The 21,232-nt window shown below is 67.3% G+C and carries 21 protein-coding genes and 1 pseudogene; 9 read left to right on the top strand and 13 right to left on the bottom strand.

Going from position 1 to position 21,232, the window contains the following annotated elements; genetic code table 11:
• Positions 1–222: 222 nt before the first annotated feature.
• Together ACIBF8_RS31270 and ACIBF8_RS31265 are read right to left on the bottom strand one after the other, a co-directional pair.
• Positions 223–1,779 carry an MFS transporter gene (locus ACIBF8_RS31270; protein WP_396787508.1) on the bottom strand — a complete coding sequence of 519 codons (1,557 nt, stop codon included), beginning with the start codon at positions 1,777–1,779 and terminating at the stop codon, positions 223–225.
• Positions 1,780–1,999: 220 nt separating this feature from the next.
• Positions 2,000–3,040 carry a protein kinase gene (locus tag ACIBF8_RS31265; protein WP_396787507.1) on the bottom strand — a complete coding sequence of 347 codons (1,041 nt, stop codon included), beginning with the start codon at positions 3,038–3,040 and terminating at the stop codon, positions 2,000–2,002.
• Between the two features lie 279 nt (positions 3,041–3,319).
• Here ACIBF8_RS31265 and ACIBF8_RS31260 point away from each other — a divergent pair, with 279 nt between their 5' ends.
• Both ACIBF8_RS31260 and ACIBF8_RS31255 read left to right on the top strand, forming a co-directional pair.
• Positions 3,320–6,061 (top strand): ATP-binding protein, encoded by a 2,742-nt coding sequence (locus ACIBF8_RS31260; protein WP_396787520.1) that lies wholly within the window; start codon positions 3,320–3,322, stop codon positions 6,059–6,061.
• Positions 6,062–6,424: 363 nt separating this feature from the next.
• Positions 6,425–6,853: an SRPBCC family protein gene (locus ACIBF8_RS31255; RefSeq protein WP_396787506.1), complete on the top strand. Its 429-nt coding sequence runs from the start codon at positions 6,425–6,427 to the stop codon at positions 6,851–6,853.
• A gap of 56 nt (positions 6,854–6,909) precedes the next feature.
• Here ACIBF8_RS31255 and ACIBF8_RS31250 read toward each other — a convergent pair whose 3' ends face one another.
• The 8 genes from ACIBF8_RS31250 to ACIBF8_RS31215 form a co-directional block, all read right to left on the bottom strand.
• Complete coding sequence (locus tag ACIBF8_RS31250) at positions 6,910–7,230, bottom strand: GNAT family N-acetyltransferase (RefSeq protein ID WP_396787505.1); 321 nt, start codon at positions 7,228–7,230, stop codon at positions 6,910–6,912.
• Positions 7,231–7,297: 67 nt separating this feature from the next.
• Positions 7,298–8,221, bottom strand: a complete 924-nt coding sequence (locus ACIBF8_RS31245) for a DUF5996 family protein (RefSeq protein ID WP_396787504.1) — start codon at positions 8,219–8,221, stop codon at positions 7,298–7,300.
• Positions 8,222–8,264: 43 nt separating this feature from the next.
• The gene (locus ACIBF8_RS31240) at positions 8,265–8,990 is read right to left on the bottom strand and encodes a flavodoxin family protein (RefSeq protein WP_396787503.1); all 726 of its coding nucleotides are present in this window, start codon (positions 8,988–8,990) and stop codon (positions 8,265–8,267) included.
• Positions 8,991–9,157: 167 nt separating this feature from the next.
• Entirely contained in the window at positions 9,158–10,441 is a 1,284-nt protein-coding gene (locus ACIBF8_RS31235; protein WP_396787502.1) for a glutaminase, read from the bottom strand.
• Positions 10,410–12,050: an alpha/beta hydrolase gene (locus tag ACIBF8_RS31230; RefSeq protein ID WP_396787501.1), complete on the bottom strand. Its 1,641-nt coding sequence runs from the start codon at positions 12,048–12,050 to the stop codon at positions 10,410–10,412. Before ACIBF8_RS31230 ends, ACIBF8_RS31235 begins: the two co-directional genes overlap by 32 nt.
• Positions 12,047–12,379 (bottom strand): hypothetical protein, encoded by a 333-nt coding sequence (locus ACIBF8_RS31225; protein ID WP_396787500.1) that lies wholly within the window; start codon positions 12,377–12,379, stop codon positions 12,047–12,049. Before ACIBF8_RS31225 ends, ACIBF8_RS31230 begins: the two co-directional genes overlap by 4 nt.
• A gap of 358 nt (positions 12,380–12,737) precedes the next feature.
• A complete protein-coding gene (locus ACIBF8_RS31220) occupies positions 12,738–13,319 on the bottom strand; it encodes a TetR/AcrR family transcriptional regulator (RefSeq protein ID WP_396787499.1) in 582 nt (193 codons plus the stop codon).
• Positions 13,320–13,474: 155 nt separating this feature from the next.
• Entirely contained in the window at positions 13,475–14,053 is a 579-nt protein-coding gene (locus tag ACIBF8_RS31215) for a TetR/AcrR family transcriptional regulator (RefSeq protein WP_396787519.1), read from the bottom strand.
• Positions 14,054–14,208: 155 nt separating this feature from the next.
• On the opposite strand from ACIBF8_RS31215, the gene ACIBF8_RS31210 reads away from it, so the two are divergent.
• The 6 genes and pseudogenes from ACIBF8_RS31210 to ACIBF8_RS31185 all read left to right on the top strand — a co-directional run bounded on the left by ACIBF8_RS31210 (position 14,209) and on the right by ACIBF8_RS31185 (position 17,834).
• Complete coding sequence (locus ACIBF8_RS31210; RefSeq protein WP_396787518.1) at positions 14,209–15,228, top strand: aldo/keto reductase; 1,020 nt, start codon at positions 14,209–14,211, stop codon at positions 15,226–15,228.
• Positions 15,229–15,381: 153 nt separating this feature from the next.
• Positions 15,382–16,254 carry an LLM class flavin-dependent oxidoreductase gene (locus ACIBF8_RS31205; protein WP_396787498.1) on the top strand — a complete coding sequence of 291 codons (873 nt, stop codon included), beginning with the start codon at positions 15,382–15,384 and terminating at the stop codon, positions 16,252–16,254.
• A 324-nt stretch (positions 16,255–16,578) separates the two neighbouring features.
• Positions 16,579–16,980 (top strand): annotated as a pseudogene (locus ACIBF8_RS31200) (ATP-binding cassette domain-containing protein); the annotation flags it as partial.
• Between the two features lie 33 nt (positions 16,981–17,013).
• Complete coding sequence (locus ACIBF8_RS31195) at positions 17,014–17,217, top strand: hypothetical protein (protein WP_396787517.1); 204 nt, start codon at positions 17,014–17,016, stop codon at positions 17,215–17,217.
• Positions 17,214–17,468: an ABC transporter ATP-binding protein gene (locus tag ACIBF8_RS31190; protein ID WP_396787497.1), complete on the top strand. Its 255-nt coding sequence runs from the start codon at positions 17,214–17,216 to the stop codon at positions 17,466–17,468. The genes ACIBF8_RS31195 and ACIBF8_RS31190 overlap by 4 nt, the downstream gene beginning before the upstream one ends.
• Positions 17,469–17,549: 81 nt before the next feature.
• Complete coding sequence (locus ACIBF8_RS31185) at positions 17,550–17,834, top strand: response regulator transcription factor (RefSeq protein ID WP_396787496.1); 285 nt, start codon at positions 17,550–17,552, stop codon at positions 17,832–17,834.
• A gap of 105 nt (positions 17,835–17,939) precedes the next feature.
• Here ACIBF8_RS31185 and ACIBF8_RS31180 read toward each other — a convergent pair whose 3' ends face one another.
• The 3 genes from ACIBF8_RS31180 to ACIBF8_RS31170 all read right to left on the bottom strand — a co-directional run bounded on the left by ACIBF8_RS31180 (position 17,940) and on the right by ACIBF8_RS31170 (position 20,655).
• Positions 17,940–18,947: a zinc-dependent alcohol dehydrogenase family protein gene (locus ACIBF8_RS31180; RefSeq protein WP_396787495.1), complete on the bottom strand. Its 1,008-nt coding sequence runs from the start codon at positions 18,945–18,947 to the stop codon at positions 17,940–17,942.
• Positions 18,948–19,159: 212 nt separating this feature from the next.
• Positions 19,160–19,690 (bottom strand): hypothetical protein, encoded by a 531-nt coding sequence (locus ACIBF8_RS31175; protein ID WP_396787494.1) that lies wholly within the window; start codon positions 19,688–19,690, stop codon positions 19,160–19,162.
• A gap of 803 nt (positions 19,691–20,493) precedes the next feature.
• Positions 20,494–20,655 carry a hypothetical protein gene (locus tag ACIBF8_RS31170; RefSeq protein ID WP_396787493.1) on the bottom strand — a complete coding sequence of 54 codons (162 nt, stop codon included), beginning with the start codon at positions 20,653–20,655 and terminating at the stop codon, positions 20,494–20,496.
• Between the two features lie 387 nt (positions 20,656–21,042).
• Between ACIBF8_RS31170 and ACIBF8_RS31165 the strand changes: the two genes are divergently transcribed.
• Positions 21,043–21,232 (top strand): hypothetical protein (locus tag ACIBF8_RS31165; RefSeq protein ID WP_396787492.1); only part of this gene is annotated, 190 nt, incomplete at its 3' end.

The raw sequence follows: 21,232 nt of genomic DNA, 5'->3' as shown, positions 1-21,232 counted from the left end.
CGCCGGCACCTTCGCGTCGGTATTAGCCCCTTAGCTGTTACCCAGCGCGCTGCCGTGCTCTCAGCCGGTCTCGACCCGCCGGCATCCGAGTCATCAGTGGCGTCCATGTGGAGAAGCGAGCCCAGCAGCGGACAAGAGCGCGCGAACGTATGCCCGAAGCAGCTTGCCGGGGTAGTTCCCCGACAGGTCGAGTCGGCGCAGGACCGTTTCCCGAAAACCGGATCAAGGTACGAGTTCATGCTCGTGTTCTGCGGCGAGATCCTTGTTTGCCGCCGCACCTCGGAGCGTGACAAGGGCCCAGATCGCCGTGAGGACCATGATCCCGGCGCCGGCGATGCCGGTGAGGACGATCGCGTCGGTGAAGGCGGACTCGGCGATCTCGAGGATGGACGCTCCGTCATCGCCGCCAACCTCAGCCGCTACCAGCAGGGCCTCCGCCATCGTCGAGGATGCCCGTTCAGCAACGGACGCTGGCAGATCGAGCGCATCGGTTCCGGCGGTGACCACCCGGGTGTACCAGGCGACGAGTATCCCGCCCAGCACGGCTGTTCCCAATGTCGTGCCGATCTCGTACGCGGTCTCCGAGGTCGCGGCGGCCTGTCCTGCGCGTTCGGGCTTGACGGAACTCATGATGATGTCGTTGCTCAGCGCAAGTCCCATGCCCGCGCCCAGCGAGACCAACGCGAGAGATGCGGCGATCAGGGCGGGACTCGATGTTGGCGACAGGAAGTTGGTCAACCCGAAGCCGATGGCGGCGATCAGGAGTCCGGCGGTGATGACGTAGGCGGGGAGGAGACGCTTGACCACCACTGCCGCGACGAATGCGGCGGCAGCGGCGAAGATCGCCTGCGGTATGAGCCAGATGGACGCCTGGAGCGGGTTGAGGCTGAGCACAAGCTGGAGGTACTGGATCAGTGCTACGAGCGCGCCGACCATCGCGAAGATTGACAGCAGATCCGCGATGACGGCGCCGCGGAAGTATCGCACCTTGAACAGCCTGACATCCAGGAGCGGAGTGGAGAGCGTGAGTTGTCTGCGTACGAACAGGGCGATTGCGGTCACGCCGACGACGAGAGCAGCGATCCCGAGAGCGATGTCCTTGCCGCCGGTGAGGGTCTTGATGGCGTAGACCACGCCGATCATGCCCACGAAAGAGAGCACGACACTGAAGATGTCGATCTTGTGTAGTTCGGGGTTGCGGCTCTCCGGCAGCAGGAACGCACCAAGGATGAGTAGAAGCAGCATGACAGGGATGTTCATCAAGAACGCGGCCTGCCAACTGAATGTCTCAATGACCCAGCCGCCGACAATCGGTCCGACCGCCGCGCCGACCGAAGCCATCGCGGCCCACGCGGCCATCGCATAGCGGCGCTGCTGCCGGTCGAGGAACATGTTGCGCACCAGCGACAGGGTCGAGGGCATCATGATCGCCCCGCCCACACCCAGGAGAGCGCGGGCGCCGATCAGCATCCACGGCGATGTGGCCAGCGCGCCGGTAGCGGATGCGGCCGCAAAGACGACCGCGCCGATGAGCAGGTTGCGTCGCCGCCCGAAGCGATCACCCACGGTACTCATGGCTACGAGCAGACCGGCGAGCACGAGTGAATAGACGTCGATCATCCACAACTGCTCGACGCCTGTGGGGCTCAACTCAGCAGAGATCGCGGGCAGGCCCAGGATCAGGACGGTCCCATCGATAGTGATCAGCAGCAACGGCAGGACCAGCACGGCGAGACCGATCCAGCTCCTGGCGGTGGCCTTGGGGGCGGCGTCATTCATGGAAGTCCCTGATCAGAGAGGTCGGGTGCACTCACCACAGCCTACAGTCCGGTTGGTCGGTTCAACAACACGGCCGCACTGTTAAGAAGCATGGTCGTTCGCTGGCTGAAGGTGGTTGCCCGACGTGCCGCATCACGTAGCCGGCGGGTCCGTGCTGGGCCTGCCGTCCAACACAAGCCCGATCAGCGATCGGCCACCGGCGCGTCGGAGCGCCCGCGCCTTACTTCCACAACTCGACATCACCTCCCACCAGCAGTTCAAAGAGCTGCTGCTGCCCTGACCCCCGTCCTCGTCGACCTGCTGGCCAGTCAGCGGTCAACGGTGGCCTTTCCGGCGCGGCTGCCCAAGGCGACTCCGCAGGAACCCTCTGCTCGAACGCACCCGCCTGAGAACCGTCCTCGTCGCGGACGACGCCCTGCGCCGCGGATTGGAGCGCCTCTCTGAACGTTCGCGCGTTCTGGTACCGATCCTTCCGAGCCTTGGCGAGAGCCTTCTTGAGCACCGAATCAAAGCAGGGACTGAGACCCAGCCTGCGCGTGCTGGCCCGCGCGGGTTCCGCGTAGACGTGTTGGTAGGCGACGGAGATCGGATCGGCACCGACAAAGGGGGGCCGCCCGGTCAGCAGTTCGTAGAGCAGGCAGCCTGCGGAGTACAGGTCGCTCCGGGCGTCCGCGGTTTCCCCGCGTACCTGCTCGGGAGAGAGATACTGCGGAGTTCCAAGTACCTCGTGGGCCAGGGTCAGGGTCGCGGCCAAATCGCCACTGGCCCGTGCGATCCCAAAGTCGACGACTTTGACAGCACCTTCGGTTGTGACCATCACGTTGGCTGGTTTGATGTCGCGATGGACAATGCCTGCTCGGTGACTGAACTCAAGCGCCGAGAGGACCCCTGCCTGATAATGGACCGATTCCTCGAGTTCGAGCCGGCCAATATCGAGGAGGTCCCGCAAGGACCGGCCGGCGACATACTCCATGACGATAAAGGGAACGGGTACGGTATCCGCCGAGCTTACTTCGACTTCTTCATGTCCAGCGTCATGAATCGCAACAATTGCGGGATGGTTGAGGCGGGCCAACAACTGCGCCTCGCGCCGAAACTTGGATTGAAAAAGGGGATCCCGTGCAAGGTCTTTGCGGAGCACCTTGATTGCGACAGGGCTTCCTGATCGGATGTCGCGACCCAGGTAGACGTTTGCCGTACCACCCCAACCAATGACACCACCTACCTCATACTGTCCGCGAATGACCCGTTTCGTACTCACCGAAATTCCTTAACTGGTACGGTTTTGCCTTTGTCAGGCTGCCAGCGGTGGCGGCACCTTCGCGTCCGTGAGAGCCCCTGATGTCGTCGCCGGTCGTCACCGTGGCGCGAGGCGGATGGTCGCTGCAGGCGGCCTGCCAGGACCAGCAACGGCGCCGTGGGGCGCGCCGGCCACCCGACCACGGTTGAGGCCCTGCCCTGGTGGCCGCTTTCGCGTCGGTGATAATTACCTAAGTTCCAAGGTCCTTGTACGCTCCCGGCGGGCTTAGGTGAGAACGAACTGGCGAACCTTCTGGGCCGACGTGCAGAGCGCGTCGCCGTCGAACACCTACTCGCGCAGGCACATGCCGGACGCAGCGGGGCATTCGTGGTGCGCGGGGAAGCGGGCATCGGGAAGACCGCGATCCTCGAGCACGCCCGCGACACCGCGGCTCCCATGGGGTTCCGGGTCGAGCAATCGGTCGGAGCGGAGTCCGAGACGCAGTTCGCGTTCGCCGGTCTGCACCAGCTGTGCGCGCCACTGCTTGACCACGCGGACGCACTACCCGAACCGCAGCAGGCCGCCCTCGGCGTGGCGCTCGGCTTACGCGCCGGGGCGGCACCGGAACGGTTCCTGATCGGGCTGGCCACCCTCAACCTGCTCGCCGAGATCGCCGAGGAACAGCCGCTGCTGTGCCTCGTCGACGACGCCCAGTGGCTGGACGAGGCCTCCATGCAGGTCCTAGCGTTCGTGGCACGCCGGGTGGCAGCCGATCGGATCGCCCTGGTCTTCGCGCTACGTGACGCCAGCGCGAGCGAGGGTCACCCGCTCTCCGGACTGCCAGAACTGCGCCTGGACGGACTCGGCGACAGCGATGCCGAAGCGCTGCTGGCGGCTGCGGTCCGCACCCCGCTGGATGACGAGGTCCGTGACCGGATCGTCGCCGAGGCACGTGGCAACCCGCTGGCGCTGCTGGAACTCCCCCGCAGTACGCGGCCCAACCAGCTGGCCGGCGGGTTCGAGCTGCCCGACACCCTCAGCGTTCCGAGCCGCGTCGAGGACGAATTCCGGCACCGTTCCGGCAGCCTGCCCCCCGACACCCGGCTGCTACTGCTGGCCGCCGCCGCCGAGCCGACCGGCGACGTGGCGCTGCTGTGGCGCGCGACCGCGCAGCTGGGCATCGCCCGCGAAGCGGTCGAGGCAGCCGAGGCAGCCGGTCTGCTGGCGATCGATACCCGGGTGCGGTTCTGTCATCCGTTGGCGCGTTCGGCGGTCTACCGGGCTGCCACCCCACCCGACCACCGCCGCGCCCACGGCGCCCTGGCCGCCGCCACCGACCCGCAGACCGACCCGGACCGGCGCGCCTGGCACCGCGCACAAGCGGTCCTGGGCACCGACGAGGAAGCCGCCGCGGAGCTGGAACGCTCGGCGGACCGGGCACGGGCCCGTGGCGGGCTGGCCGCCGCGGCCGCGTTCCTGCAGCGCGCGGCAACCCTCACCCCCGATCCCGCCACCCGTGCCCGGCGGATGCTTGAAGCCGCCCGCGCCAAGCACGAGGCCGGCGCGTCCGAAAGCGCGCTGGAGCTGCTCACGGCGGCGCCGCTCGGGCCACTGGATCCCCTGCAACGCGCACATCTCGACCTGCTGCGAGCCCAGATCGCTTTCCACCTGACCCGCGGCACCGAGGTGCCGGGCATGCTGATGGATGCCGCCAAGGCACTCGCCCCGTTGGACGCCGCGCTGTCCCGCGAGACCTACCTCCACGCGCTCGACGCGGCGATCATCAACGGAGCGGGCGACGCGGTGCCCATCGCCGAAGCGGCCCTGGCCGCACCCGCACCCGGAGCGCCCACGCGACCGGTGGACCTCCTCCTCGACGGGCTCGCGACGACCTTGACGAGGGGCTATGCGGCGGGAGCGCCGAGGCTACGGCTCGCGCTGGAGGCGTTCCGCGTCGGTTCGCAGGCGGAACCTGTGCGGTCCAGCCAGAGCGACCGGTGGCTGTGGCTGGCCAGCCGCAACGCCGTGGCGGTCCTTGACGACGAGCTGCTCTATGCGCTGGCCAGCCGCAACGTCCAGCTCGCTCGTGAGGCCGGCGCGCTGGCGACGCTCCCCGCCGCACTGAACTTCCTGTCCATCACGTCGGTCCTGATGGGCGACCTCGTCTACGCCGACGAACTGGCCACCGAGGCCACGGTGATCACACAGGCGACCGGGGGCGTGCCGCTGCACCATGCTCACGTGATTCTTTACGCCTGGCGTGGTGACCGGGCCGAGACCACCGCGCTCAACGCCATCATTGACCAAGAGGACATCTACCCCGCCGGGGGTACGGATGTCGCCCTGGCTCAGTACGCGATGGCAGTGCTCCACAACGGGTCGGGCAACTACTCGGTCGCGCAGGAAGCGGCGATGAGGGCGTGCAGGTCCGACGAACAGTCGATCAGCAGCGCGGGCCTACCCGAGCTCATCGAGGCTTCCGTCCGTGCCGGCGAGCCGGAACGAGCGGCGCTCGCACTGGAGCAGTTCACCTCACTCGCAGATGCGTGCGGCACCTCATGGGCGCTCGGCCTGGCCGCGCGCTCACGAGCGCTGACCAGCACGGGACCCGATGCCGAGGAGCACTACCGCGAGGCGATCGAACGGCTCGGGAAGTCCCGGATGGCCAGCGACGCGGCTCGTGCTCAGCTCGTCTACGGCGAGTGGCTGCGCCGCGAAGGCCGCCGGCAGGACGCGCGCAAGAGACTCCGCACCGCCCACCAACTGCTGTCGGACATGGGCATAGATGCCTTCGCCGGGCGGGCCGCCCGCGAGCTGCGCGCCACCGGAGAACACCCACGCAAACGCAGCACCCAGCCGGCCCACGCCCTCACCACCCACGAGCTGCACATCGCCCGGTTGGTCGCCACCGGGGCGACCTCCCGGGAGATCGCCGCACAGCTGTTCCTGAGCCCACGCACCATCGAAGCGCACCTGCGCAGCATCTTCCGCAAACTCGGCATCACCTCGCGCCGGCAACTCAAGGATCTGCCGCTTCCCTGACCAGACCTGCACGCACGGCCGGAAGCCCTGGGGAGGCCGAGCATCCGATCGGCGATGCTCGACCTATCAGCCCGCGTTCGGCAGCCTTGACCTCATTACTCGCGATCGCGGGTCATGACCGGTGAGGCGTCGGCCGGCAAAACCACCGCACAACTTGCCAGCACGGTGCGACCGGTCGGGACCTCAGTAGCTTCCACTGACGCGAGCTGTCGCCGCGGGTGCGAGCCTGGTGACCCGACGATGACCGACGGCGATTCGGACTGGAAGACCTTATCCCGAAATAACCTGAAACTATGCGACTCCGTGTCGCACAACCGATCTGGCCACCGAGTCGCTCGCAGGCCAGACCACGGAAGGATGATCATGCCTACCCTCAGCCACACGATCGACATCGCCGCGCCCGCGGATCGCGTGTGGGCGATCCTCACCGACGCCGCTGCATACCCGGAATGGAACCCATTCATCACGAACCTTGAGGGCAGCCTGACCCGTGGATCTCGGCTGGCGGTGACCATCGCTCTGCCCGGGGCCAAGCCGCGCCGTTTCACGCCCACCGTCTCCGCCGTCGAGCCCGAGCGGCGGCTGGCGTGGCTCGGCCGTTTGCTCATCCCGGGCATCTTCGACGGCGCGCACTCCTTCGACATCGAACCGCTCACCACCGCGTCGACCCGGTTCACTCAGTCAGAACGCTTCTCCGGACTGCTTGTGATGGTGCTGGCCGGCGTGTTGCGCTCGACCGAGTCAGGCTTCGCGGCAATGAATAACGCCCTCGCCGCGCGGGCAGAGGCATGACGGCGGCGTGCAGGCAACGCCCGGCCCCAAAGGTCACGGTGATCGACTCACCCTGTTCAGTCGCTGGCCCTGCTGTGGGACTGGTAAACCAGGTCCTGATACTCAGGGTGCCGGGCGATCCACCCTGCGAAGAACGGACAGGTGGGCAGGACCAGCAAGCCCGCGTCGCGGGCCTCGTCGAGGCCGGCGCGGACCAGGGCCGCCCCAACTCCCCTGCCCTCGTACTCCGGCGAGACCTCGGTGTGCACGAACGCGATGAGTTCGTGGGTGCGGATGTACTGCGCGATACCCGCGATCTCGGACTCTCCCTCGACCCGCGCCTCGTACCGCTTGACCTCGGGAACATCCTTCACATTCAATACCACGTTGTCCTCCATCAGATCTCATTTCCGACACCGGCCGACGGGCGGTGACGCCGCGACCGCGCGATCACATTGTTGGTCTTCACCGAGCAGGGGTCTGCTCCCAGCGAGAGGGGTTGTCCTCCAGCGCGGAGCGGTCCCAGTGCCCGAGGTTCGCGGCGGCTTCGTAGGTTGTGCGGAGGAACTCCGCGACCGCGCGGTCGGGGTCCGGTGCGGCGCGTACGGCCTCGTAGGGCAGCAGGAACTGTTGGAACTTGGTACTGAAATACGCGCCTTCGGGGCCGACCGGCTGCTCGGCGAACCCGTCGGGAGCGGGGTAGGCGTAGGAGTAGAAGGCGCCTTCCGCACCGCCGCCGGGCCAGAACCCGCAACTGGACAGCTCGCGGGAGTAGCCCTCGACCATGACCCAGTCCCCGCAGTTGGGCACACCCCCGGGGTGCGGCGGGGCCGACCGGCCGGAAAAGCGGGTACAGGCGAGATCCATCCCGCCCCAGAAGAAGTGCACCGGGCTGACCTTGCCCACAAAGTGCGACCGGAACTCGCCGATCACCCGGTTCGCCTGCAGCAGCTGTCGCCAGAACAGGGCCGCCGCCTCACCGTCGTAGGAGGCGTGGTCGTGGTCCTCGGCGAACGGGATCGCCGGGTCGACCTCGTTGGGGTGCGGCCGGATCGGTGCCTCGATCCCGAGCTCGTCGAGCATGGCCATGACCCTCGAGTAGAACTCGGCGACCGACATCGGCCGCAGCGGGAGGCTCCGCGCGCCGCCGTCGCTGCTGCGCACGTCGAGCCGATGACGGAGGAAGTCGAACTCGATCTCGAAAGCCCCCGTGCCGTACGGGATGGCGGACGTCGTCAACCCGCGCGGGCTCACGTACAGGGGAACCTGCCACCAGTGGTTGAGAAACGGAGCGTGGGCCATGCGGATCTTGCCTACGATCTGGGTCCACATGTGCAGGGTCTCGCGGGTGGCGGTCCAGTCCGAGACCCGTAGGCTCGGCCAGCTCATCGTTCCCGGGCTTGTCATCAACACTTACATCCGTCCTGTGTGATCAGCGGTACTCGGGGTTGGCGGCGTCCGGATGAACTCCGGCGTCCCAGGCGGTGCGCTGGTTGCCGTAGGCCGGGAAGCCGCCGGCACGACGGATCATCGACGCGAGGTGGAGCAGGTTGTAGGTCATGAACGCGGTATTGCGGTTGGTGAAGTCGTTCTCCGGACCGCCGGAACCCTCGTCGAGGTAGGAGGGCCCGGGGCCGACCTCACCAAGCCAACCTGCATCGGCCTGCGGCGGGACAGTGAAGCCGATGTGCTGCAAGCTGTAGAGAATGCTCATCGCGCAGTGCTTCAGGCCGTCCTCGTTGCCGGTGAGCAGACAGCCACCGACCCGCCCGTAGTAGGCGTATTGACCCTGCTCGTTGAGCACACCGGAGTAGCCGTAAAGCCGCTCGATCACTCGACGGGTCACCGAACTGTTGTCGCCGAGCCAGATCGGTCCGGCGATGATTAGGATGTCAGCTTCCAGCACCCGGGTCAGCAGCGCGGGCCATTCGTCGCTGTCCGCCCCGTACTCGGTCATATCGGGTCGGACACCGGTGGCGATGTCATGATCGACGGCACGGATCTGGTCCACGCTGACCCCGTTCGCCTCCATGATCGCCACACTGCGATCGACCACCCCCTGGGTGTGGCTACGCCCGGGAGAACGGTTGAGGGTGCAGTTGATGTACATCGCGCGTAACCCGATGAAGTCGGGATTCTCGATCCCCGTAGCGGTCATGGGATCCTTCCTGGTAGTCGGTCCTGCCGTCGGCGTAGTCGGTCGTGCCGTCGGCCTGTCGGTCGGGTGGGTCCACGTAACGAGTGGCGGAGGCTGCGGCCTGCGCCGGAGCGGCCGGTCAATCAGTCGGTCGTGCTCCGGGTAGCGCGCCCGATGCCGGCCGGCACTCACATCGCCGACGATCGCACGTGATCAACTGCGTCGATGACCGTGAGTCGGCCACCGTCGCCGGGATCCGGGTCCGGGATCATCATCTCCGGATCGACGAGATAGACCTGATGACCGTCCAGGGTGAGCCGACGCGCGAGCTCCAGGAGCATCCGTCGGGCCACATCGTCGATGGAATGCACCAGGGAGACGTCGAGAACCACTCGGGGCTCCGAAGGCGCGGTCTCCACCAGCTCGCGGACGATCCGCTCGGCTCCCGCGAAATGGATTCCACCCTGCAGCCGCAGAACCCGGGTCGCGTCCGCTCCGGAACCCCGTACTCGATTGGAACGCACGACCGCGCGCGCCGCGGGCGGGACCTCCATCACGTGCAACCCCATGTCGGCCGAGAACCGCTCGAACAGCGACACTCCGCGAACACTGTTGCCGTGCCGGTCCAGCCGAGGCGAGAAAGTGGCAATACCCAGCTGACCGGGGAGTGCACCGATCAGTCCCCCCGCCACCCCACTCTTCGCCGGAATGCCGACCTGCGTGGCCCAGTCGCCGGCGGCGTCATACATCCCACAGGTGGCCATCACGCTCAGGACCTGGCGCACCACTGCCCCGTCCACGACCTGCACGCCCGAGAGAGGATTCACCCCGCGGTTGGCCAACGTCGCCGCCATCACCGCCAGATCCCGTACGGTCACCAGCACCGAGCACTGACGGATGTAGCCATCGACGACGGCCCTCGGGTCCTCGGTGAGGATGCCGTGGCTGCGGAGCATGTGCGCGATGGCGAAGTTGCGGTGCGCGTTCTCCATCTCGGATGCGCACAGCGTTTCATCGACCGTCAGCTGACGGCCCGCGAACGCCGAAAGCCCCTGAACGACGCGGTCGACCCGTTCGGCCGATGTGAGGTTCTCCGGACCGGCGAGTGAGTGAGTGGTGATCGCGCCCGCGTTGATCATCGGATTGCGGGGACGCCCCGTGTCGCTTTCGAGGGAGATCTCGTTGAATGCCTCCCCGGACGGCTCGACCCCGACCCTGGCAAGCACCCGAGCGAAGCCGCGATCGGAGAGCGCCATCGCGTACACAAACGGCTTCGAGATCGATTGGATCGTGAACTCGGCATCGACGTCACCGGCACCGTAGATTGTGCCGTCGACCGTGGCGAAGACCGCCGCGAGACGCTCAGGATCAGCCGTCGCAAGCTCGGGGATATACCCCGCCAACTCCCCGGAGGTGTCCGATTCGACATCCCCGAGCACCTCAAGCAGATAGTCGGGAACAACTGACCGCATCGACCCTCCTCATGTTCTCTAGGAGGCTGTCCGCGGGGCCTCGCGCACCAGCAGTCCGGCCGGCTGCGGTGCGGGTTCGCAACTCGGAGGCCTCGACATTCGCTCCGAATGCAGCAGCCCCGGGCTCCAGGCGGGCGGCGGGCCCGCAGAAGGTGTCCCTCGGCATCGTGCCGTCTACCAGGTACGCCGTGGTCACGTTCAGCGCGCACGCGTTGTCGCCGTACACGTAGACGCCGTGCCCGCTGCCGTCGACGCTGACCAGCCGGGAGCGCTCGGCGAACTTCTCCCGGATCAGCTCACCACCTCGGTGCGGCGTGCCCGGGTCGCGAAGGTTCTGCACGATCAGTACGTTGCGTGGCCCCTTGTCGTTGATCTGCACCGGCGGCTCGGACGGCTCGTGCGCCCAGTACGCGCAGGGGGTGATGTTGGCGCTGGCCGCGCCGTACATCGGGTATCTCTTGCGGTCCTTGGCGACCGCGTGCCGGTAGGTGCTGACGTCCTCGGGCCAGTTGACGTCGTTGCAGGTCACGGCGAGGTACGCCGACAAGAAGTTGTCCCAGGGCAACACTTCCGGCGGGGTCGCGTCGCCCGACCCGGTTATTGCCGCGTCGTCGCCGCGGAGCAGCGACTGCCAGTCCTGCGCCAGTGCCGGATAGTTGACCTTCCCGTAGAGCGCCGCGAAGGTGGTGAACCGGAAGGCCGCCCCGTTGACGTAGCCCACCGGAGTCTCGTCCAACCGTTCAGCGAGCCGGAAGTAGGTCTTGCGTACCTGCGCCGGGGTACGGCCCAGGCCGTAGGCCCCATGCCGGGCCGCCGCCCACGCGGCGAACTCCGGAAACGTCTGCTCCACACCCAGGCCGAAGCGGCGCTGCGCGGCATAGTCGAGGTGAGTGTCGCCGAGGTTGCTGTCGATCACGACACGGTCGGTGGTATCCGCAAACATCGACGCGTACGCGGCACCCAGGGCCGACCCGTACGACGCACCGAAGAAGCTTGCCTTCTTTTCGCCGAGCGCGGCACGGATCGCGTCCAGGTCACGGGCGGTGTTCGCGGTCGTGATATGCCGCAGCCGACCCTCGGTGTCGTTGGCCGCACACCATTCGGCGGCCGCCTTCGCGGTCCTTGCCCGCTCGATGACCGCCGCGTCGTCGACCGCGTACGGCGGGACATTGCTGAAATAGTCCAGCTCGCCGGTGAAGCCGCAGCTCACCGGGGCCGAAAGCCCAACCCCGCGAGGATCCATGCCGATCAGGTCGTAGCGCTCCGACACGCTGCTCGGCAGACCCAACCCGACCAGGTCAGCCGGCATCGTCAGTCCCGAGGCGCCCGGGCCTCCCGGATTGAGCAGGAGAATGCCGCGGCGCTCGGCTTGCTTCGCACTTGCGATCCGCGACACCGCAAGGTCGATCGTGACACCGTCGGGATCGCGGTAGTCCAGCGGCACCGACACCGACGCACACTGCAACGTCGGCGAGACAACCGCGACTTCCTCGGAGCACACGCCCCACTCCACCCGCGTCGCCGGACCATGGGCCTGCACCGGTGTCGCCGCCAGGGACGTGGCGATCCCGGTGACGACGGTGACCGCCACGCTTCGACGCAACTTCATACCCTCGCCCTCGACTGCTGACGGTCGTTTCCTGACGCTCCCGCGACGGTGAGGTCGGCTGCGAATCCGCTCTCCTGCAGCCTGATCCCCGTCCTAAAACGCACCGCGCGCCGGTCCGCGGAAATATCGCCGAGAACGCGCACCGTGCCCACCGACGCCGTCCGCCGATCCTCGATGACATCGAGAGTCGAGGTTATGCCCGCTCCGTGGGCGCCGCAGAGTGCGTAGGGCTCCCGGCGCGCGACCTGGAACGAGAGTTCCTCGACGAGGTGGAACTCACCGTAGGCAGCGCTCAGTTGGGTTACTTCGCTGGCTGGGCTGACGGGCATCGCGGATCCTTTCGTCTCGGCACAAGACTCCCGTCATTGGCGGCACCTTCGCGTCGGTACAAGTCCCTTAGCTCTTACCCCTGCGTGTCGCGTCGCGAGCGAGCCCCTGTCGAACCTCAGCCCAGCATCGGGTGGGCGCGAAACTGACCGACCTCCTGGGCCGGCGCGCAGGGCTCGTCGAAACGGCCTGCGCCACCGAGTTGGCTGCGGAGGAGCAGGCAATCACGCAGGCGACGACGGCCCGCCGCTGCCCGACGCCATACTCATCCTGACTGCCTGGCGCGGCCGGCAACCCGGAACCTCGCAGCTGTACGGGGCCGTAGTCAAAGAGGCGACGGGCCGGGGTGAGGGCAGCGGGTCAGATGGGCGCGGGAAAGGTTCCGTCAGTGGCGAACTGAAGCAGCAGGCGACGCGCGTTCGCGATGCTCGCTTCGTCCTCTTCCCCGTGCATGGTGGCGACGACGACGCCCTCGGCGGCTCGGCGCACGATCTGGATGCGCTCGTTGCTCAACCCATCGACGGCGAACTGCTCGCTCCACCACGCACTGTGCTCTTTCGCTACCACGGCAACCGCGGGGATCGCGTGCAGACCAATCCAGATCGACGCTGACGTGATGTCGTGCGCGGCTCCGGCGTCCGAACGTCCCGCACACAGTGCGCGAACGTAGGCACGGAGCATCTTGCCGGGGTAATTCTCCGACAGGTCGAGGTAGCTGAGGACCGTCTCCCGGAAACGTTCCTGAACGTCTTGCACGACGGCGATCACCAACTGGTCCCGACTGCCGAAGTGGTGAACCAAGCCGCTCTTCGACACACCGGCGGCCGAGGCGACCTGATCCAGGGTGACCGCGGCACCTCTAGCCAGAATCACCTGGGTCGCCGCATCGAGCACGGCCCGACGCGTGCGCTCAGTGTTCCGCGTCCGTCTTTCCTCAGCCACCGGGACCACCCACCATGAATAGCACCAATACTGACCAATTGGTCCACAGTACCGTACAAGCGTACCGCCGCCTGGTGGCTGGTGGACCCCTCCGGGTCAGTGCATGAATCCGACCATCACGTCATGAATCATCTTGGTTACCACATTTCGTGGATCTAACGGACGCGAAGCCCGGCGATTAGGAGGCCGACTAGGCGACGTTCGTCGTAACGGGGATCGGTGCCCGCGCCGATGCAGAGATTGCCGACGCCGCGCAGCAGCCCGTAGGCGTCCATGTCGGGGCGGATCTCGTCGGCGGCGACGGCGGCATCGAGGAGCTGGTCGCAGACCGGGACGAGCCGGTCGAGGAAGTAGGCGTGCAGGCTCTGGAAGGCGGCGTCGTCGGACTGTAGCGCTGCGGCGAGACCGTGCTTGGTGGCCAGGAAGTCGACGAACAGGTCGATCCACTGCGCCAGGGCGGCGTGCGGTGTGTCGCTGCCGGCCAGTAGGGCCGGTCCCGCGTCGGCGCAGGCCTCGATCTGGTGCCGGTAGACGGCGACGATGAGGTCGGCCCGGCTGGGGAAGTGGCGATAGATCGTGCCCACGCCGACGCCCGCCCGTACGGCGATGTCGCGCACGGGCACGTCGACGCCGGAGGTGACGAACGCCGCGGCGGCAGCGTCGAGCAGGGCCCTCTCGTTGCGCCGGGCGTCGGCCCGCTTGCGCGGGACCGGTTGCTCCACGCCGCTGTCGATGTCAGCCACGTCGCGTTACCTCCGTCACTCCACTTCTTATCCGGAACACTGTTCCGCATGTTGGCTATCGGAACACCGTTCCACTTACTCACCATACTGACCGGGCGGGCTACCACCAAACCGTGGACCGCCGGACGTCTGAAGGAGAAACAGCCATGCAGTACCGCACCTTGGGTCGCACTGGCGTGCAGGTCAGCACCCTCGTGCTCGGCGCAATGAACTTCGGCAAGATCGGCAACACCACCCAGGAGGAAGCCACCGCCATCGTCGACGCAGCGCTCGATGCGGGGATCAACCTCATCGACACCGCCGACGCCTACAGCGGCGGCCAGTCCGAGGAGATGGTCGGTAAGGCCATCGCCGGCCGCCGCGACGACGTCGTCCTGGCTACCAAGGCGGCGCTGCCGATGGGCGACGAGCGCAACCAGCGGGGCGGCTCGCGCCGCTGGCTGGTCACCGCGCTGGAGAACAGCCTGCGCCGCCTCGGCGTCGACCACGTCGACCTCTACCAGATGCACCGGTGGGATCCGACGACCAGCGACGACGAGACGCTGTCGGCGCTGACGGACCTGCAGCGCGCGGGCAAGATCCGCTACTTCGGCTCCTCGACCTTTCCGGCCTACCGCATCGTGCAGGCGCAGTGGGCCGCCCGCGAGGGACGTCTGAGCCGGTACGTCACCGAGCAGCCGAACTACTCGATCCTGCAGCGCGGCATCGAAACCCATGTGCTGCCCACGACCCAGGAGTACGGCATGGGCGTGCTGGCCTGGAGCCCGCTGGCATCGGGCTGGCTGTCCGGGGCGATCCGCGCCGACCAGGAAATCAGCACGAACCGCTCGGGCTTCATGCAGCATCGCTTCGACGTCAGCATCCCCGCCAACCGCGCCAAGCTCGACGCCGTCGAGCAGCTCGCCACAGTCGCCGACGAGGCTGGCCTCAGCATGATCCAGCTCGCGCTCGGCTTCGTCACCGCGCACCCGGGCGTGACCAGCGCGATCATCGGCCCCCGCACGATGGACCACCTCAGCTCGCAGCTCGCCGCCGCGGACACGGTGCTCCCGGCCGACGTGCTGGACGCGATCGACGCGATCGTGGCTCCCGGCGTCGACCTCGCCGCCCATGAGAAGAACGACACCCCGCCCGCTCTGCTCGAGCCGGCGCTGCGCCGCCGCTGATCACTCGGCACGTCAGCGACCAGGCGGCGGCAGACGGGCGCGCGCCTGCGCGTCCGCCTGCCGCTGACCCGCCACACAGCCAAACCTTCCAGGCTCGCGCCGAAAGGAAAACCAGACCCTATGCCGAGCAAGCCCTCGCCCAGCTTCGGGCTCATGACCGCGCCGATGCAGGTCGATTACCACGACATTCTGCGGGTATGGCGGGAAGCGGATGGCATCGCCGAGATCGAGCACGCGTGGCTGTTCGACCACCTCATGCCCATCGGTGGAGATCCGGGCGGACCGGCGTACGAAGGCTGGACCTTGCTCTCCGCCCTCGCCGCGCAGACCGAGCGGCTGCGCCTTGGCGTGATGGTGACCAGCAACCGCTTCCGGCCTCCCGCGATGCTCGCCAAGATCGCCACGGTCGTCGACATCGTCTCCGGCGGGCGCCTCGACTTCGGCATCGGCGTCGGGTCACGGCCTGATCATCCCCTCGCGCGGCGGGAGTATGCCGCGCACGGCCTGCCCTTCGCCGACACGGCCGACGCGGTGGGCAGCCTCGCCGAGGCGCTCACGGTCATCCGGCGGCTCTGGACCAGCAACGAGCCGTTCGACTTCCACGGCACGTACGTCGACCTCACGGGAGCGTTCGCCAGTCCCAAACCGGTGCAGCGCCCGCACCCGCCGATCGTGATCGGTGGCCGCTCCGCCGCCACATTGCGGGTGGTCGCCGAGCACGCGGACATCTGGAACATCGCCAGCGGCGACGTCGACGACGCCGTCAGCCGCAGCGCCCTGCTGGAACGCTACTGCGCCGAAATCGGCCGCGACCCAGCGTCGATCACCCGCTCGATCAACCTTCCCGTCTCCTACGACCAGCCCAGGCTCACCCGGGACGCCATCGGCAGGGCGATCGGCGCCGGCTTCGGGCACATCGTGCTCATACTGCCGGCGCCTTACCCCGCTGGCGTCGCGCGTTGGGTCGCCGATGAGCTCATCACCCCGTCGACCGCACAGTGGCCCTGGCGGATCGGTCCGAGTTGATCTCCGACCTCGGCGGCCAGCGTTGCGTCAGCCACGCCACCAGGTCGCCGCCGACTCGTCGCCTGAGCGGTGGCCGATCACCTCGATGTTGTCAGAGGCTTTCGGTGGATCTTCTCGCAGGTGGTGGATCAACTGGCTGCGGGGTGATCGGCGACGGCGCGCGACGTGGCGCTCGCGGCCAGGCACGCATCGGCACGGCGTTCGCGTTGACGAAAACACCCTTAGGTGGCGATGGCCCATTAGAACTTGGGTACCGACGGCGGGGCCGGAAGTGTCGACTCCGGTACCACGGTGGCGGCTGCGCCCGAACCTAGCGTGCTGAGCATGATTCAAGTACGCGACGTAACCAAGCGGTACGGCGCGAAGACGGTCGTCGACCACCTGTCGTTCACCGCGAAGCCCGGGCAGGTCACCGGCTTCCTCGGCCCCAACGGTGCCGGCAAGTCGACGACGATGCGGATGATCGTCGGTCTCGACGCGCCGACCTCGGGGTTGTGAACGGCAAGCCCTACGCCTCGTCGACAGCGCCATTGCGCGAGATCGGCGTGTTGCTCGAAGCCAAGGCCGTGCATCCGGGGCGCAAAGCGGTCAGCCACCTGCTGGCATTGGCTCGCACGAACGGCATTCCGCGGCTCCCGCGTGGACGAGGTGCTCGGACTGGTCGGTCTCTCGGCCGTCGCCCACAAGCGGGTCGGCGCGTTCTCCCTCGGCATTGGCCAGTGGCTCGGCATCGCCGCCGCGCTGCTCGGTGACCCGGCCGTGGTGATGCTCGACGAGCCGGTCAACGGCCTCGACCCCGAGGGTGTCCTCTGGGTGCGTAACCTGCTCACCGGTCTGGCCGCCGAGGGCCGCACCGTGATGCTGTCCTCGCACCTGATGGGCGAGGTCTCGCTGATCGCGGACCACCTGGTCATCATCGGACGGGGCAGGCTGCTGGCCGACACCACCGTGGCCGATTCGTGACCGCCGAAGGCGTCCGGGTCGTCACCGCAGACCCGGATGCGCTGCGCACCGTGATCGCAGGTCCGGGCATCACGGTCCCCTCGACCGGCGCCGAAGAGTTGCTGGTAGAGGGCACCTCCGCCCGCAAGATCGGCCTGGCCGCGGCCAGGCGCGGGATCCCGCTGTTCGAACTCACCCCGCCGAACGCCTCGTTGGAAGAGGCCTTCATGGACCTGACCCGCAACGCTGTCGAATACGAGTCCTCCCGATGAAGATCACCGCTGGTGGCGTCATCGCCGCCGAATGGACAAGAACTGATCGCCGGTAGCCGTGCCGTCGCGAGCGGAGACTCAGTGGTAGCCCTCAGCCTGGCCCGCAAGCTGATGGACGCCTACCTGCAGGAACCGGCGCCGGCCACATCCGAGGATCCCCGCCTGAGCACGCTGAGCGAGCGGGAGCGCGAGGTGCTCGAGGCGATCGGCCTGGGCGCCACCAACACCGAGATCGCCGAACGCTTCACGCTGACCGAGTCGACAGTGAAGAAGCACGTCGGACGGGTCCTGTTCAAGATCGGCGCCCGCGACCGGATCCAGGCGGTGATCTTCGCGTACGACAACGGCCTGGTCCACCCTCGCTGACGGGCGGAAGGGCGGTGACCCGGGGGAGAGTGACGTCCGGGTGGTCGACGGGCTGCCCGAGCCGCGCCGCACAACTGGCCGTGCCCGAGAGCCTGGAGCGTTCCGCTACGAGATCCGAGGGGGAAGCTCAACAGTTTCCCCCGCCACATCGATCGCGACCTTGCCGCGCAGTGCATACGACGCCCGGTCCTCCAGGAGCTCATGAGCCTCGCCCACTCGAGCCAGCGGAAGTGTCGCGCCGATGACCGCCTTCACGAGACCGCGCTCAACCAGCGTGGTGAGCGCGTCCAGCTTTCCTCGGTTCTGCCGGGTGAAGACGAAGTGATAGGCGGCGTTCCTACCCCACGCCTCGATGAGGTTCTGCGGCTGCGTGATGTCGACGATGCTGACGACGCGTCCGGCGTCGGCGAGCGTCAGCGGGCTTCGGGTGAGCGTGTCGCCACCGATTGTGTCGAAGACGGCATTAACCCCCTTGCCGCCCGTCAGCTCGGCCACAGCATCGACGTAGTCGGTCGTAGCAGAGTCGATCGCCGCATCCGCTCCCAGGGAGCGCACGAACTCGTGGTTGCCGGCCCTCGCAGTGGTGATCACGCGCGCGCCGATCGCGTTCGCGACCTGAATCGCAATCGTGCCGACACCACCGGTACCCCCGTGAATGAGGATCGTCTCTCCCACAGTGAGCTGAGCTCGCGTCACCAGCGCCTCCCAGACCGTACCGCCGACCAGAGTCAGGCTCGCCGCCTCCAGATGACTGACGTTCTCCGGCTTACGGCCGACAAGGTCGACATCGGCGACATGCTGCTCGGCGTAGGAGCCAGGACCGCCGAAGATCCGCGGCGTGTAATACACCGCATCGCCGACACGGAACTCAGTCACGTGAGAACCGGCCTCCTCGATCACCCCGGAGATGTCGTGCCCGATGATCGCCGGAAGCGGCACATGATCCACGTAGTCTCCGCGCCGAATCTGAAAATCGAGCGGGTTGACGGCGGTCGCATGGACACGCACCCGCACCTGGCGGGGTTCGACTTGCGGCACGGAAACATCGCGCAACTCGAAAGCATCGGCCCCTCCGAAACGGGCGAGCACAACAGCCTTCATCGAATCAGTCATACGGGTTCTCCTCATGGTGGTTCTCATGCGTCACGCAACGGCAAGGTCAGCGTCCAGCCAAGGGAAGACGGTGGTTACCACACAGTCCAGCCGTCGGCCGCTGAACGGGGTCACCGTGCCCGCTCTGCCCATCGACGGCCGGTGGCCCGGGCACTTTCCAAGCGGACCGGCAGCTTCAAGCAGGGCGGAGCCTCCTGAACGCACGCTGGGTGCTACGGAGGGGTGTCGTCCTGCCGGGCCGGCCCAAAGAGAGTCATCACGAGCGCCACAATGCTGAAGAAGCCAGATCCCAAGGCCAGCAGAAGCGAGGGCACGAAGGCGGGTGGCGGTGGCACCCAGCCACCAAGCACCCAGGGCAGCGTGACAAGGACGACGACTGCGGCCGTGGTGGCGATTTCGTTTATAACGAAGGCGCTCGATATAGCCGAGGCGCCGCGAGCGACTGTGCGGTAGGTCGTGTTGGCAGTTAACGCAACCAGTACGACCGAGAGCGCGATGAAGGTGAGAGCACCCCAGAACGGCTCCAGGCCGGCGAGCGTGAGGGACACGATGAGCGGCACGGCCGATACCAAGAAGATCCACCGCACTCCCGAGCGCATGTAGCGGTCGGCCGCAGCTGCGCCCTGGCGGGTCTTGTGCAGGTCGGAGTCGAGGTAGAAAAAGACTCCGATGAGAAGTGTGCCGACAAGAGCAGCAGAAACTTCTGCCATTGCCAAAAAAAACTCGTCGCTAGTTTCTCGCATCGCGACCGACTCCCCTTCAGCATGGAAGATGTCCCGACGGCAGTCTCTCGGTAACTATACGGCCGACCGAGGAGGGCGGGTGCCTATTTGCAGTCTCGGCCTTTCGAGGTGCCAAGTCCATACGTTCAGGCGGGAGTTGTCCGACGTACGCAAGGCACCGTGAGCACCATCCACACACTGAGAGCGGGTTTCGCATTTTGTGTCACTCGGGCCTGCTGAAAGCGCGGCGTTTTTGGCGGGTCGCGGTTTGCTTTGGGTGAGGGCGAAGCATGCCGCCGAGCGCAGCCCATCGGAATTACGGCCTCTCACGTGCTGGGGTAGGTCTCGTAGTCGCGGGCCGGGCGACGGTGGACGTATGCAGGTAGATCTGAACGACACTGTCCTTTGCCGTTTGGGTGGCGCTGGCCTTCGCCGCCAGCCGGGCCGCCCGCCGTTGACTCGATCCGAAGAATAGGCAAGCGACTCAGAGTAACGGCACCAGGCGGGGCGCGCACCTCGTGCTGCCGCCCGATCCGGACGCCGATGCCGTGGCGACAGTCTTCCTGACCAGCCCGGGACGGGACGGCGCCGTGGCGGCAGGGGCTGGTCGCGGACTCGGCGGTGACCGGGATGGCGCTGTGCACCGACGGGCTCACCGAGGCGGTGCTGACGACGGAGCCGGGGCCGGCTGCGGGCAACTTCCTCTGCCTGCTCGTCGTCGTCCTGGTCAGCTCGCGGGCCCGCGCCGCTGCGGTCGATCACGGACGCCGACCGAGCGGCCGCGAGGAGCACCCCGAGGCCAACGGGTGCCGGCGTCTCCGCCGTTACCTCATGCGCTTCGGCATGCCCGGAGCGAGCCTGCTCGGACTGCTGGCCGTCCCGCCCCAGTTCACCGCGGCCATGCTCATCGCCTCGGGGACCTCGCGCTCCTGGGTGCTGCTGCTGTGGCAGGCGACCGCGGTCGTCTTGTGGACGACGTTGACCACCACCCTCCTTGGCCTGTGGTCTTGTCCCTGGTGGCTTGACCTCCGGTTTCACCCGCCCCTGTCGACTGCGTCGCGCTTCCCAGGGCTCGCGTCGCATTCCCCGTCGGAAATATCACCCAAAGCGGCTCAGCCGCCGACCCTGACAGAAGACCTTCTGCTACTTCTGTTCCCGCCGCGGCACGGACCGGGGCGAGCGCACCGCGCCCAGGCCATACCGCACCGCGTCTTCACGGGAGAGCTTCCCCCTGGTGGTAGGCCGAGAGCACACGTTCGCCGGGGCCGAAGTCGGGTACCCGGCAGCCGAGGGCCAACCAGTGACACCACGTCACACGCAGTCGTGACATGGCGCCACTGACGGGTCGGCCTCGCCCGCGCTGTTATGGGTGTATGTCAGTAACACCTGTCATCGTCGTCGACCGGCTGAACCTCACCGACGGCGACTTCCACGCCGTCGAGGACCTCACCTTCCAGGCACGGCCCCGCCGGAGGCCGGCCTCCGGCACCTTGGACGACTCTGGCCTGGGTCGCCATCGCCGCCACCCTCGCCACCCGGCTCTTCCACTGGGAACCCCGCCGA

The organism is Micromonospora sp. NPDC050276, assembly GCF_044459545.1.
Taxonomy (GTDB): Bacteria; Actinomycetota; Actinomycetes; order Mycobacteriales; family Micromonosporaceae; genus Micromonospora.
Note: the sequence above shows the minus strand (reverse complement) of the source record. Positions and strands in the feature narration are given on the sequence as shown.

Bases quoted from the DNA above. Each gene is read 5' to 3' on its own strand.
- ACIBF8_RS31245 (WP_396787504.1), bottom strand. From the start codon at position 8,221: ATGAGCTGGCCGAGCCTACGGGTCTCGGACTGGACCGCCACCCGCGAG.
- ACIBF8_RS31205 (WP_396787498.1), top strand. From the start codon at position 15,382: ATGACCGCGCCGATGCAGGTCGATTACCACGACATTCTGCGGGTATGG.
- ACIBF8_RS31210 (WP_396787518.1), top strand. From the start codon at position 14,209: ATGCAGTACCGCACCTTGGGTCGCACTGGCGTGCAGGTCAGCACCCTC.
- ACIBF8_RS31225 (WP_396787500.1), bottom strand. From the start codon at position 12,379: ATGCCCGTCAGCCCAGCCAGCGAAGTAACCCAACTGAGCGCTGCCTAC.
- ACIBF8_RS31180 (WP_396787495.1), bottom strand. From the start codon at position 18,947: ATGACTGATTCGATGAAGGCTGTTGTGCTCGCCCGTTTCGGAGGGGCC.
- ACIBF8_RS31230 (WP_396787501.1), bottom strand. From the start codon at position 12,050: ATGAAGTTGCGTCGAAGCGTGGCGGTCACCGTCGTCACCGGGATCGCC.
- ACIBF8_RS31255 (WP_396787506.1), top strand. From the start codon at position 6,425: ATGCCTACCCTCAGCCACACGATCGACATCGCCGCGCCCGCGGATCGC.
- ACIBF8_RS31240 (WP_396787503.1), bottom strand. From the start codon at position 8,990: ATGACCGCTACGGGGATCGAGAATCCCGACTTCATCGGGTTACGCGCG.
- ACIBF8_RS31175 (WP_396787494.1), bottom strand. From the start codon at position 19,690: ATGCGAGAAACTAGCGACGAGTTTTTTTTGGCAATGGCAGAAGTTTCT.
- ACIBF8_RS31250 (WP_396787505.1), bottom strand. From the start codon at position 7,230: ATGGAGGACAACGTGGTATTGAATGTGAAGGATGTTCCCGAGGTCAAG.
- ACIBF8_RS31235 (WP_396787502.1), bottom strand. From the start codon at position 10,441: ATGCGGTCAGTTGTTCCCGACTATCTGCTTGAGGTGCTCGGGGATGTC.
- ACIBF8_RS31270 (WP_396787508.1), bottom strand. From the start codon at position 1,779: ATGAATGACGCCGCCCCCAAGGCCACCGCCAGGAGCTGGATCGGTCTC.